The organism is Emticicia agri, from assembly GCF_004168285.1.
Lineage (GTDB): Bacteria > Bacteroidota > Bacteroidia > Cytophagales > Spirosomataceae > Emticicia > Emticicia agri.
On sequence record NZ_SEWF01000009.1, the window covers coordinates 1 to 12599 of the forward strand.

Consider the following 12599-nt stretch of genomic DNA (forward strand, 5'->3'; position numbering starts at 1 on the left):
TCTTCTTCTTCTTCCTCCTCGTCCTCTTCTTCTTCCTCCTCCTCGTCGTACTCTTCTTCTTCTTCTTCCTCCTCGTCCTCTTCTTCTTCCTCCTCCTCGTCATATTCTTCCTCTTCTTCCTCCTCCTCGTCAGATTCCTCTTCCTCTGGTTCATCTCCATAGGTGAAGCTATAATCTTCGTCTATGGCATTTTTGGTGCAAAGTTTGTCAAGTTCCTCTACAAACCCATCAGAATCTTCGGTCAGAATCTCAAAATTACTGATGTATGTATATTCAATGCCACTTTCCTCGTCCTCTTCTGTATAGTAATCGAAGTAAAAATCTTCTTCACTTTCTACATACTTAAGGCAGAGTTTTTCTAATTTAAAGGCAAATTTTTCAGTATCTTCTACATTAATCCAGAATTCATTAATGTAAGTCATTCCCTCAACTGCAAAATTTGATTCATCACTCTCGTCCCAGACACCATCACTGAAATCCAGATTTTCTACTGATTGGATAATCCAGGAATCGTTGCCATTGTATTGATTATGAATTACATACTCATATGGAATGTAGCAATAGCCTTTGTCGCCCCAGTTTTTTCCCCACGAATTACGCACAATAAACATACGGTCAGGATCAGAGTAGCCTACGCATAACATGGCATGCCAACCGTGAGTTTCTCTTACATTATCTGATTTGCGTGGCATAGGCACACGTCCTTTATTTCTGTTGGCCTCATCAAACGATTGGAAGGTATTTAAACAGAAGGCAATAGGGTAACCCTCGGCTAAAGTGTTTTTCCAGAGGTTAAGGTCTAATTCTATGTATTCGGCATCTACAATTTTAAAATTAGCTCCGTGGTCATAAGCAGATTGGTCCGGTTCATACAAAATCATGGTTTTATCATTAGGCCATAAATCCTCAGCACAGGCACCATATTCTTTCAACCCTTCAATGGCATTGTACATAATTGAGCCACAATCCTGGTCTTGTGAATCATCTAAATAGCGGGCATTGTAATAAATATATAATCGACTCACATCGCTTGCGTCTCCTAATGTTCTTTTGGCAAGATACTCATACGCACCTGCAAAAGCATTGGCTACACAGCTATTACCTACCTGCATTTCTACTTCGGTAAGGTGGTCTCTTAAATCAACTTTAGAGGGGAGTTTATCAAATTTGCCTGCTTTTTTCTTTTTTACATGAGCAGGTATTGCTCCGGCACGGTAGCCGCCGATTCTGTTTTCCATTTAGTTTAGAGTAGTGGTTAAATTATGATTAATAATAGGTACTAAAATTATTTCAAAAATAAGAGTTTGTTACGAAACGCCTATATTTTGGGGATTAAAAAATAAGTAAAATAAAAGGAAAACAGCCAAAGGAAAATTTTTTAGTTGAATAATGCGATGTAATGGTTTTCCTTGAAACGCATGAGTTTTTCCTGTTCGTCTGTTTTATCAAAATACCCGCAAAGGTGGAGTATGCCGTGTACCAGTACACGTTTTAGTTCATGCTCAAAACTCACCTCAAATGTCCTGGCATTGTCTGCAACACGGTCTATGCTGATGAAAATGTCTCCTTCAATCAGTTTTTCTTCCTCCGAGTTATCAAATGTGATAATATCTGTCAGGTAATCGTGGTCGAGGTACTCAATATTGATTTTTAACAGGTAATCGTCTGAACAAAATATGTAATTTACTTCGCCTAAGCTAAAGCCCTCATGCGCAATTACATTTTTAAGCCAGTTTTTTAACTTCAGTTTTTGTTGAATTTTTATGGCTATATCTTCCGAATGAAAACTAATCATTTTCTGTGTTTTTTACTGATTATTCAAATCATTAACTTTTAATCAACGGTTTGCGCTTATCTAAGGTCATCAGAAAGGCAGGTAACAATACCAGATTTGAAATCATCCCCATGAGCAGCGTAATGGAAACTAAAGTACCTAAAAATACAGTACCCTTAAAATTGGAAGCAATAAAGATTCCAAAACCAAAAAACAGAATGATGCCTGTGTAGAACATACTGATACCTGTGTACATGATAGTTTCGGTAATGGCTTGTGAAACGGTCATGTTTCTATTCACAATTTCGTCCTTATATTTAGTCAGGAAGTAAATGGTGCCATCGGAGGATATACCAAACGCAATGCTGAAAACCAAAGTAGTGGTAGGTTTTAAAGGAATACCTAAATAGCCCATTACTCCGGCAGTAATAATTAGTGGGATAATACTTGGGAGCGTTGATATTACTATCATTCTTACATCAAAAAACTGGGTTGCCATTACCACGCAAACCAACAAAATGGCTAAAGCCGTGCTTTCGACCAGATTTTTCAGCAGATAATTATTGCCCTTCATAAATACCACGCCATTGCCTGTTATTCGGGCATCTATCTGTGCTTCTTTAGGTAGCCATTTTCCGGCTTCACGGTCATAGTTAAAAATGGTATCAATCTTAGGTTGAAGCGTATCTACTAATTCTTTGATTCGGACAGTTCCGGCATCAGCACATTGAAAACTGATACGGGTAGATTGTTTGGTTCTATCAATAAACGAGGCAAACAAATTTTCGTTGCCTCTGATGCTTCCGGCGTAGTTGGCTAATTTCTGCAACTCCAATGCACCGGGCAGTTGATAGTATTTTTCGTCGCCTCCTCTATAACCCTGATAAACAAACTTAATGGCCTCAACCACTGAAACCGGATTCGTAAACTCTTTATATTTGGCAAATTCTCTTTGCATGAGTTTAATTTTATTCAGAATCTGAGGATTCAGCACGCCGTTTTCTTTTTTGGTATCAATTATAACCTCAAAAGGTACAATGCCATGAAAATGTTTTTCAATAAATTTCAAATCAGCATAAATAGGGTCGTTTTGCGGTAAATCGTCAACTATATAACCAATCGCATGCAGCCTTGCCATACCAAAAGCAGAAATGGCTACCAATACACCAATAAATATATAAAGGGCAGTGCGGCGGGTATGTACCAGATTATTGACAAACAATAGAAATGAGGTAATATATTTATTTTCGAGATGTCGCACATTTTTGGCACTTGGTGGGGCACTGTAACTTAATAAGATGGCAATCAGCGCTAAGGATACTGCCCAGGTTGCCATGATACAGATAGCTGCCACCAGACCAAACTCCAATAGCAATGGACTTCCTGTAAAGTAAAAAACAAAGAAACCAATAGAAGTAGTAACATTAGCTAAAAAAGTAGTTTTGCCGATTTTCTCTATAGCTACCGACAAAGCCCTCATTTTATCACCATGTTTCAGAAACTCTTCCTGGTATTTGTTGACCAGAAAAATGGTATTAGGTATGCCTATTACTATTATTAAAGGGGGAATCAAACCCAATAGGATAGTGATTTTATAACCTAACAAAACAATAATGCCTACCGACCATACCACCGAAACCATCACTAAAAGTGCCGTAAACAAGGCCGTACGGATTGAGCGGAAAAACAGAAAAAGAATGCCTATTGTAACCAAAAATGCTAAAATCATAAATTTTACCATTTCGGCTGTTACTTTCGATATGAAATTAGTCCGGATAAAAGGCATTCCTGAAAAGTGTACGTCAATACCGTTTTTCTGACCAAAGGCACGGGCTGCTGCTTCAATTTCTTTAGTTATGGTAATTCTGCCTTTGCTGTTTAGCTTGGCCTGGTCAAAGGTAACAGCCATAAGGTGAGCATTGCCCTCTTTGCTATAAACAAAACCCCTGTAAAATGGGAAAGTCTCAATTTTTTTTCTGATTGAATCAACTTCGGCCTGATTGGTAGGTTTTTGAGGGACAATGGGCTTGAGGTCAAATTTCATCAGGCTGTCATTTCTGACAATCTCAAAAAGATTGGTATTTGAAACCACATTTTTTATGCCTTCAATGCCTTTTACCGATTTGGCGAGGTCGTACCATTGATTAAAAACAGTTAACTCATAAATTTTATCTGATTCAATGGCAATTACCATCACGTTACCATCTTCTCCGAAACGTTTTTTAAAATCTTCGTATAGCTTATAATTTTCATCTGTTTGAGGTAAGATTCTTGCCAGTTCATAAGACATCTGAATTTTTGATGCCATATAGCCCATTAAGACTGTCATGAAAGTTAAAAACACAAGCCAGCTTCTACGATTTTTTAAAATGATTTTCGAAATATTATACCAGAACATACTTTGGGTTTAACTATTAGTAGGAATGAAGTTTCAAAATTAGTTTTTTTTGCTGAAAAGCCTTGAAGAAATGTATGGATATGCCAGATTTGTCGACTAACGAGCTACCTTTATACGGTGAGTGAGTTTAATGGGTAAGAAGCATAAACGATTTTAAATGAGTATTAGAGCCTGTTTAAATATTGTCTTTCGACCTGCAAAGGCATCTTTTTCAGCTATACTGCGTCGTATTTTTTCGTCGTAGCTGCTGGCTACGTCTGCAAAATACTTCTTGTCTATCTGAAAATTCTGCTCTTTTCGGTCAGAAAGACAATATTTAAACAGGCTCTGACTGTAATTTTATTTTTTCATTAGGATTTTTTCAAGTTTCCAACAAATCTACTAACTTGCGGTCGAAATAATAAACCCCTTCACAAAAAATGAATTTTCCTTCGGATTTACGCTATACCAACGAACATGAATGGATTAAGATTGAAAGTGGCAATATTGCGCTGGTAGGAATTACCGATTTTGCACAAGGCGAACTGGGCGATATTGTTTTTGTTGAAATAGAAACAGTAGGGCAAACACTTGGGGCAAATGATATTTTCGGAACAGTAGAGGCTGTTAAAACAGTGTCAGATTTGTTTTTGCCTGTAGCCGGGAAAGTGATAGAAGTTAATCCTGCACTGAACAATAATCCTGAATTATTGAATTCAGACCCATACGGCGAAGGTTGGCTGATAAAATTGGAAGTGGCTGAACCAAGCGATATAGATAGCTTGTTAGATGCAGCAGCGTATCAGAACATCATCTAAGCAATAAGGTCATGATATTCGAATCGAAGATATTTTAAATAGAAATGCCCTGCGAAGGGCATTTTTTTTGAATTTTTATAGAAAAATGAAAATTTTGCTTAAATCTGTAAAGATAATTGACAAAAAATCTGATTATAATGGTCAGATAAAAGATATATTGATAGAGGAGGGGAAAATCAGCCGGATAGCTGATAAAATAGAAGTGAAGGCTGATAAAGTAGTAGATAGTGAAAACCTACATGTGTCAACGGGATGGATTGATATGCGGGTATCGCCAAAAGACCCCGGATACGAATCGAAAGAAGATTTAAGTTCTTTGTGCAGGGCAGCAGCAGCAGGTGGTTTTACCAGAATTGTTACACTTCCTAATACAAAGCCTATTGTTCAAACTAAAGAGTCAATCGCTTACTTTAAAATCTTCTCAAAAGCTCAGGTAGTTGATATTTTACCTGCGGCAGCAGTTACCAAAAATGGCGAAGGCAAAGATTTTACTGAAATGCTTGACCTGCACCATGCCGGAGCTATCGCTTTTACAGATGGAGAACACCCGTTATGGAATGCAGATATTTTATTGAAAACCCTGCAATACCTATACCCAATCAATGGATTTCTGATGAACCGTCCGGAAGAAACGACCCTGACGCTTTTCGGGCAGATGCATGAGGGGATTGAAAGTACCTTATTGGGGATGAAAGGTTTGCCATCTACGGCTGAAGAATTAACGGTCATGCGTGATTTGAAACTATTAGCTTACGCTTTCAGTCAGGTTTCAGACAAAAGCAGAGATTCGGCTCTGCATTTTTCTACCATTTCTACTAAAGTAGCCGTAGAACTAATCAGAGAAGCCAAAGCTAACGGATTGCCAGTGAGCTGTGATATAGCCGCCCATCAGTTAGCCTTTACCGATGCAGACCTGAAGGAGTTTGATACAAACCTGAAGGTAAATCCGCCTTTCAGAACAAAAGCAGATATAGATGCTTTACAGGCGGGATTAGCAGATGGTACCATTGATGTAATTGTATCAGACCATAATCCGCAGGACGAGGAGTCTAAAAATTTAGAGTTTGATATGGCTGATTTTGGCATAATTGGTCTGGAAACTGCCTTTGCCGTTGGCAATACCTATAGCAAGCTAACGATTGAAGCATTAATTAATAAACTGACAGTAAATCCTGCCAGATTATTACGCTTGCCGCAGGAAACAATTCAGGAGGGAGCCAATGCGAACCTGACCCTGTTTAATCCTGATACAGAATGGACATTTACAGAAAAACATATCCGCTCAAAGTCTAAAAATACCCCGTTTATTGGTCATACACTTAAAGGAAAGGTAATTGGCGTTATCAATAAAAACCAGTTAGTTTAGCCTGAGATTGATTGAAAAAAGAATTGTATGCTAAAAAATAAAATAGTCAGACATTCGCTATATTACGGAAGCATTGCTGCGCTGATTTGTATCATAGTAGCCTTGATTCAGTTTTATGGCATTCATAAAAGTCCTTTTGGTCGGTATAAACTACCGGCCTTTGGTATCAATATATTGTTTATTTTAATTGCCATCTGGACTTACAGGGCAACCAACTTAGGTACGCTTACTTTTACTGAAGGTTTTTCGGTAGGGTTTCTTACTAATTTTTTTGCTGCTTTTATTACAGCTACCTTTTATTATGTGTTTCTGAAATTTGCCGGAAATGAAGCAATACTGCTTTGGGTAAAGGAGAATGTGGAAGCGATTATGAAAATAAAAGATAGCCATATCAAAAATTTTGGTCTGGAAGAGTTCTCCAGCCTGCTTGAACAGGCAAAGCAAGTGCCTACTCCAGGATATGTATTTCTGGACGAATTAGGTAAAAAACAGATTTGTATCATTGCCGTAACTATCATTTCGCTGATTTTTAGAAGACATACCTATACAGTTTCATGAAATTTTGATAAATTTATTTCTCTTTAATTACCTTAATCTAATCAACAATATGGAAAACCCGTCAACAGCTCGTATTGCTCTTAAATGGGGTGTAATAGCCTCGGTCGTTGTCATTATTTATACGGTAGTATTATATATGACAAGCTTACATAAAAACCCTACTTTAGGGTATATATCTTTCGTTTTTTTGCTAGGGGCAATTGTTTTTGCTATAAAAGAATACAAAACGTTAAATAATAATTTTCTGAGCTTTGGCGAAGGTTTAGGTGTAGGTACTTTAACCAGTGCTGTAACAGGATTAATCTCTTCTATTTTTTCTTTCGTTTATATCATGTTTATTGATACAACCATCCCTCAGCAGATAGCTGATATGCAAAGAGAGCAACTGGAATCAAGGGGAATGACAGCGGAACAGGTTGAACAGGCTATGGAGATGGCAAGTAAATTCGCAAGCCCCGGTTTAATATTTATATTTGGAGTATTAGGTTATATATTTTTTGGCTTCATCTGGTCGTTAATAGTTTCAGCGATTTTTAAGAAAGATAAACCTGAAATGAATTTTTAATACATGCTTACAATTTTTAGAAAAGAACTCAATAGTTTTCTCCATTCACTGGTTGCCTACATTGTTATTGGTGTTTTTCTCGTACTGGCAGGTTTATTTACATGGGTATTTGAAGGAAATGTGCTTGACTACGGCTATGCCGATTTGAATAGTTTTTTTCAACTGGCTCCTTATATTTTCATTTTTCTGATACCCTCAATCACTATGCGATTGTTTTCGGAAGAGTTTAAATCCGGAACTATTGAATTACTTTTTACAAAACCGCTTACTGACTGGCAGATTATTCTGGGTAAATTTTTTGCGTCGTTTATACTCATTATCGTGGCACTGTTACCTACATGCCTGTATTATTATTCTGTATATGAATTAGGTAATCCGAAAGGAAATGTAGATACCTCAGCCATTATAGGTTCTTATGTGGGATTATTCTTTTTAGGGGGTGTTTTTGCTGCCATTGGTATATGGGCTTCTTCGCTTACCGATAATCAGGTAGTGGCGTTTATTATCGGTGCATTGGCTTGTTTCATTTTTTACGATGGTTTTCATCAACTGGCACAGTTATTCAATGGCACCACTCAATACCTGATTGACTATATAGGTTTAAGTTATCATTATGAGTCCATCGGTAGGGGATTAATCGACTCACGGACATTAGTCTATTTTATGAGTGTCATTATCATGATGTTTTATCTGACGAAAATACAGGTATCAACCAAGAAAAATTAGAATTCATCCTGCTTATGCAATTGTCTATTTATCAGATTGATGCTTTTACAAATAATCTTTTTGGCGGTAACCCTGCCGCTGTTGTTCCATTGAGAGAGTGGTTGTCAGATGCTCTGATGCAAAAAATTGCGTTAGAGAATAATCTGTCTGAAACAGCCTTTTTTGTGCCAAAACCTGATGGGTTTCATATCCGTTGGTTTACCCCGACGGTTGAAGTTGCACTTTGCGGTCATGCTACTTTAGCTGCGGCTTATGTTGTTTTCAATCTGCTTAAATACCCCTCAGATACCATCAGTTTCGACTCGAAAAGCGGGATTCTGAAAGTGAAAAAATATGATAAATTATTAGAGTTAGATTTTCCGGTACAAAATGTTTCACTAACTGACCCACCTGACGAGCTTGTTGAGGGTATAGGTAAAAAACCTTTGGAAGTATATCAGGCCGGAGAAGATTATTTATTGGTTTATGACTCTCAGAATGACATTGAAAACATTTCTCCTGATTTCGGTGTTTTAAAAAAGGTGGAGATGCGTGGTGCTATTGTTACCTCAAAAGCCAGGTCAAAAAAATTAGATTTCGTTTGTCGGTTTTTTGCTCCTGCGGCAGGTATCGACGAAGACCCTGTTACAGGTTCAGCCTTTACTAAATTAGCACCGCTCTGGGCTGAGAAATTAGGTAAAAATAAATTTGATGCCGAACAGATTTCTGCCAGAAAAGGTAGCGTACATTGCGAATTACTTGGCAACAGGGTATTAATTGCCGGACAAGGCAAGGTTTATATGAAGGGCAAAATTACAGTTTAAGCTCATTTTCAAACATTTCTCCTAAAACACTTGACACCCCCTATACCGATTTATTACCTTTGCGACCTAAAAAAACGGGGTAATTAATATTTTTTTACCTATATTTCTTCATGACGGAAAAACAACATCCCCAGACATGAAGAAAACCACAAAAATTTTCTGCTTTGATTATGGCAGAAATGGGGAGTCTATAAAATGAAACTTTCAGAATTTAAATTTGATTTGCCTCACAGCTTGGTAGCCATGTATCCTCACGAACAACGTGACGGAGCTCGTATGATGGTGGTAAATAGAAAAACAAAAAAAATAGAACACAAAATGTTTAAAGATATCGTTGACTATTTTGGAGAAAACGATACTTTAGTAGTAAATGATACCAAGGTTTTTCCTGCCCGCTTGTATGGTTCTAAGGAAAAAACCGGTGCAAAAATTGAAGTTTTTTTGTTACGTGAACTCAACCGTGAAATGCGTTTATGGGATGTGTTGGTTGACCCGGCAAGAAAAATCAGAGTAGGTAATAAATTGTATTTTGGAGATAGTGACCTGGTAGCAGAGGTAATAGATAATACTACTTCACGTGGACGTACCATCAGGTTCTTATTTGATGGTTCACATGAAGAAATGATGAAAGCCATCCATGAATTGGGTGAAACTCCACTACCGATTGATGTAATTAAAAGAAAAGTAACCGATCAGGACAGAGAAAGATATCAGACTATTTTTGCCGATAAAGAAGGTGCAGTGGCAGCACCAACCGCAGGAATGCACTTTACCAGAAATGTGCAACGCCGTATGGAAATTAATGGTGTAAACTTCTGCCCGGTTACCTTACATATTGGTATCGGAACCTTCCGTCAGGTTGATGTAGAAGATTTAACTAAACATAAGACAGACTCAGAAAACTTCTTTATTCCTGCCAAAACCTGTGATATTGTTAATAGTTCAATTGATAAAGAAGGAAAAATCTGTGCTATCGGAACAACAGTGCTGAAAGCATTGGAATCTTCGGTTTCGGCAAGCAATCATCTGAAACCGATTGATAATGGCTGGACCGATAAATTTATTTTTCCTCCTTACGAATTTAAGATTACAAATGCTTTATTAACTAATTTCCATTTGCCAGAATCTATTCTTATCATGATGGCCTGTGCTTTTGGTGGTTATGAATTAATCATGAATGCTTACAACGAAGCCATTAAAGAAAAATATAAATTCTTTACATACGGTGATGTAATGCTGATTCTCTGATAAATAGCATCATCTTTATTCAGAAACCGGGAAATGAATGTTTTCATTTCTCGGTTTTGTTTATAATCTAATCTTGTTTCAATTTTATGGAAGTACAGAAATATGCAGTGTTGGTTGCAGGTGGTAGCGGTAGCCGGATGGGTAGCGAGGTGCCAAAACAGTTTCTTCCTTTGGCAGGTAAACCTATTTTATTACATACCATTGAGCAATTTCTGAAAATTGATAACATTCAGATTATTTTGGTATTGCCCGAAAAAGACATTGCCTACTGGCAGGAAATCGGAGCAAATCAATCTGTTGCTACTGCTTATCATCAATCTATTACAATTGTTACAGGTGGGAAGAGCAGGTTTCTGTCTGTAAAAAACGGACTTGCCCATGTGGAAGAAAATAGCCTCGTAGCCGTGCATGATGGGGTAAGACCTCTGGTGAGCAAAGAAATAATTGAGCGGTCGTATAAAGTGGCAGAGCAAATGGGCAATGCCGTAACCAGTGTTCAGCTAAAAGATTCAATTCGTGAGGTAGGAGAGAACCAGCAGAATCATGCGGTGGAAAGAACCAGATTCCGGTTGATGCAAACCCCTCAAACCTTTCGTTCAGACATCATAAAAAAGGCGTTTAACGTAGAAGAACAAGGTTTTTTTACTGACTGTGCCAGCGTACTTGAATTTGCAGGATATACCATCAATCTGATTGATGGGTCTTACGAAAATATAAAAGTAACTACGTCTGAAGACCTCATTATAGCCGAAGCTCTCTTGAAAAACAAATAGACTTTACTGGCAATTGTAAGCGAAAGTTGAAATATTGGTAACCGTACTTGACAAATCTTCCCGCAAGATTTTTATTGTTTCAGGGAATCCTTTTTCATTATAGGTCAGTTCTCTTCTGGTTCTAAGATTCTCCGCTTCTTTAAATTCAGTCCGGTCAAATTGATAAATTTTAGAAGAAACAATATTATGGTCGCCATAAGGGAGGAATGTATTAAGCGGGCGGATAATCCAGTAAAATTTAATGGCTTGCACGCCTTCAAAGAAATTGCGTTTATCGTCAAAAGTATGTAAAGTTATAGTTGGATTAGTGCCTAAGTCAGACCTATAGATATAAGAAGGATTACCCTGCTTGTCATACTCAATGCTTCTGTTTACCCCTAACAAATATCGGCTTATAATCTCAATGGGTCGGTTTCTGTCGTCATATTTTACTTCAACTTCGTCTTCGATACCTCCATTGACTGTCTGCACAATTCTCGTAGCATTGCCTTTGTTGTCAAAACTGGCATCGTATCTTTTGATTCTTGCGGGATTGGCTTCATCTCTTGCGGCTTTTACCTGACCGTTTGAGTTGTATTCAAAAAAAACGATGGCTTTGTTAAGCGTGTCTTTATTGACAGTAATATCAAAACTAAATAGTTTTTCTATTCTGCCGTCTTTCAGTGTCAGATAATCATAATGAAAACTCTTACTGAGGGGGTTTTCCTGAACAAATTTCTCCAACCGACAAGTGTCTATCTCTTCATTTTTCCGACACGAAGAGAGTATAATCAGAAGAATAAACGGTAATAGTCTGCTTTTCATATCAGAAAATTTTTTTGAAAACCCATTCGGGAGATAATTTCATCAAAATTGCCAATAAAAAATACCTTTTCGTAATATACGCCACATTTTTTTTAGCCTCAATGGCATCGGCAATCTGTTGTGCGGCTTTTTCAGGTGTCGCTACCCAGAACATTCCTTTATTTTGTTTGGTCATTTCGGTGTCCACAAAGCCGGGGCGAATATCTGTAATCGGAATGTGATGTATATATTTGGCAGACCTTAATCTGAGCCCCTGCATATAGTTGGAAATAAAGGCTTTTGAGGCATGATATTCGGGTGCATAGGCGCTACCTTTCAAAGCAGCTAATGATGAGATACCTATGATATGCCCACCGCCCTTGCTTTTAAAATACTGATAAGCCCATTGAGCAATGGCTACAAACCCTCTTACATTAATGTCAATGGTTTTTATTTCTTCTTCAAAACTTGCTTTTCCGAAGCCAACACCCGCATTGATGATAACTTTGTCGAAACCTCCGTTTTTATCTGCCAAGTCCTGTATAATTCTTCTCGCATTGTCAATATCGGCTACGTCCATTGCACTCGTATGTATTTTCTTATCAGGATATAATCTTTGTATTTCTCCTAAAAGTTCAGTTCTTCTACCGGTAACAGTTACTTCGTGGCCTTGGCTGATGTATAGTTCAGCCAGGGCTTTACCAATACCTGTGGTAGCGCCTATAATAATAATTTTCATCAGTTGAATGAGATAAAAAACAGAGGGTTAACACATTGTTGCATTAACCCTCTAATATAAGGAATAATT

13 protein-coding genes are annotated in these 12599 nt (G+C 37.6%); 8 read left to right on the forward strand and 5 right to left on the reverse strand.

Annotated elements, in window-relative coordinates; genetic code table 11:
- From EWM59_RS07725 to EWM59_RS07735, 3 genes are all read right to left on the reverse strand, one after another.
- Window positions 1-1238: C1 family peptidase (locus tag EWM59_RS07725; protein WP_130020381.1), on the reverse strand; the 1238-nt coding region annotated here is incomplete at its 3' end.
- Between the two features lie 140 nt (window positions 1239-1378).
- Window positions 1379-1795: an rRNA maturation RNase YbeY gene (ybeY, locus tag EWM59_RS07730; protein WP_130020382.1), complete on the reverse strand. Its 417-nt coding sequence runs from the start codon at window positions 1793-1795 to the stop codon at window positions 1379-1381.
- 31 nt (window positions 1796-1826) lie between these two features.
- Window positions 1827-4103, reverse strand: a complete 2277-nt coding sequence (locus EWM59_RS07735; protein WP_229239311.1) for an efflux RND transporter permease subunit — start codon at window positions 4101-4103, stop codon at window positions 1827-1829.
- 488 nt (window positions 4104-4591) lie between these two features.
- Between EWM59_RS07735 and gcvH the strand changes: the two genes are divergently transcribed.
- From gcvH to EWM59_RS07775, 8 genes are all read left to right on the forward strand, one after another.
- The gene (gene gcvH, locus EWM59_RS07740) at window positions 4592-4969 is read left to right on the forward strand and encodes a glycine cleavage system protein GcvH (protein ID WP_130020384.1); all 378 of its coding nucleotides are present in this window, start codon (window positions 4592-4594) and stop codon (window positions 4967-4969) included.
- An 85-nt stretch (window positions 4970-5054) separates the two neighbouring features.
- On the forward strand, window positions 5055-6335 hold the full coding sequence (locus tag EWM59_RS07745) for a dihydroorotase (protein WP_130020385.1): 1281 nt from the start codon (window positions 5055-5057) through the stop codon (window positions 6333-6335).
- Window positions 6336-6362: 27 nt separating this feature from the next.
- Window positions 6363-6893, forward strand: coding sequence for a DUF4199 domain-containing protein (locus EWM59_RS07750; protein ID WP_130020386.1), 531 nt, complete (start codon window positions 6363-6365; stop codon window positions 6891-6893).
- Window positions 6894-6942: 49 nt separating this feature from the next.
- Window positions 6943-7458 carry a DUF4199 domain-containing protein gene (locus EWM59_RS07755; RefSeq protein ID WP_130020387.1) on the forward strand — a complete coding sequence of 172 codons (516 nt, stop codon included), beginning with the start codon at window positions 6943-6945 and terminating at the stop codon, window positions 7456-7458.
- A 3-nt stretch (window positions 7459-7461) separates the two neighbouring features.
- Window positions 7462-8184: a gliding motility-associated ABC transporter permease subunit GldF gene (gene gldF, locus EWM59_RS07760; protein WP_130020388.1), complete on the forward strand. Its 723-nt coding sequence runs from the start codon at window positions 7462-7464 to the stop codon at window positions 8182-8184.
- A 14-nt stretch (window positions 8185-8198) separates the two neighbouring features.
- Window positions 8199-8987 carry a PhzF family protein gene (locus EWM59_RS07765; protein ID WP_130020389.1) on the forward strand — a complete coding sequence of 263 codons (789 nt, stop codon included), beginning with the start codon at window positions 8199-8201 and terminating at the stop codon, window positions 8985-8987.
- 195 nt (window positions 8988-9182) lie between these two features.
- Entirely contained in the window at window positions 9183-10235 is a 1053-nt protein-coding gene (queA, locus tag EWM59_RS07770; RefSeq protein WP_130020390.1) for a tRNA preQ1(34) S-adenosylmethionine ribosyltransferase-isomerase QueA, read from the forward strand.
- An 86-nt stretch (window positions 10236-10321) separates the two neighbouring features.
- The gene (locus tag EWM59_RS07775; RefSeq protein WP_130020391.1) at window positions 10322-11008 is read left to right on the forward strand and encodes a 2-C-methyl-D-erythritol 4-phosphate cytidylyltransferase; all 687 of its coding nucleotides are present in this window, start codon (window positions 10322-10324) and stop codon (window positions 11006-11008) included.
- A 3-nt stretch (window positions 11009-11011) separates the two neighbouring features.
- Here EWM59_RS07775 and EWM59_RS07780 read toward each other — a convergent pair whose 3' ends face one another.
- Window positions 11012-11812, reverse strand: coding sequence for a hypothetical protein (locus EWM59_RS07780; protein ID WP_130020392.1), 801 nt, complete (start codon window positions 11810-11812; stop codon window positions 11012-11014).
- 1 nt (window position 11813) lies between these two features.
- On the reverse strand, window positions 11814-12530 hold the full coding sequence (locus EWM59_RS07785) for an SDR family NAD(P)-dependent oxidoreductase (RefSeq protein ID WP_207219955.1): 717 nt from the start codon (window positions 12528-12530) through the stop codon (window positions 11814-11816).
- Window positions 12531-12599: the final 69 nt, after the last annotated feature.

Excerpts from the sequence above, each read along its gene's own strand:
- ybeY (WP_130020382.1), bottom strand. The coding sequence starts at position 1,795 with ATGATTAGTTTTCATTCGGAAGATATAGCCATAAAAATTCAACAAAAA.
- EWM59_RS07735 (WP_229239311.1), bottom strand. The coding sequence starts at position 4,103 with ATGACAGTCTTAATGGGCTATATGGCATCAAAAATTCAGATGTCTTAT.
- gcvH (WP_130020384.1), top strand. The coding sequence starts at position 4,592 with ATGAATTTTCCTTCGGATTTACGCTATACCAACGAACATGAATGGATT.
- EWM59_RS07745 (WP_130020385.1), top strand. The coding sequence starts at position 5,055 with ATGAAAATTTTGCTTAAATCTGTAAAGATAATTGACAAAAAATCTGAT.
- EWM59_RS07750 (WP_130020386.1), top strand. The coding sequence starts at position 6,363 with ATGCTAAAAAATAAAATAGTCAGACATTCGCTATATTACGGAAGCATT.
- EWM59_RS07755 (WP_130020387.1), top strand. The coding sequence starts at position 6,943 with ATGGAAAACCCGTCAACAGCTCGTATTGCTCTTAAATGGGGTGTAATA.
- gldF (WP_130020388.1), top strand. The coding sequence starts at position 7,462 with ATGCTTACAATTTTTAGAAAAGAACTCAATAGTTTTCTCCATTCACTG.
- EWM59_RS07765 (WP_130020389.1), top strand. The coding sequence starts at position 8,199 with ATGCAATTGTCTATTTATCAGATTGATGCTTTTACAAATAATCTTTTT.
- queA (WP_130020390.1), top strand. The coding sequence starts at position 9,183 with ATGAAACTTTCAGAATTTAAATTTGATTTGCCTCACAGCTTGGTAGCC.
- EWM59_RS07775 (WP_130020391.1), top strand. The coding sequence starts at position 10,322 with ATGGAAGTACAGAAATATGCAGTGTTGGTTGCAGGTGGTAGCGGTAGC.
- EWM59_RS07780 (WP_130020392.1), bottom strand. The coding sequence starts at position 11,812 with ATGAAAAGCAGACTATTACCGTTTATTCTTCTGATTATACTCTCTTCG.
- EWM59_RS07785 (WP_207219955.1), bottom strand. The coding sequence starts at position 12,530 with ATGAAAATTATTATTATAGGCGCTACCACAGGTATTGGTAAAGCCCTG.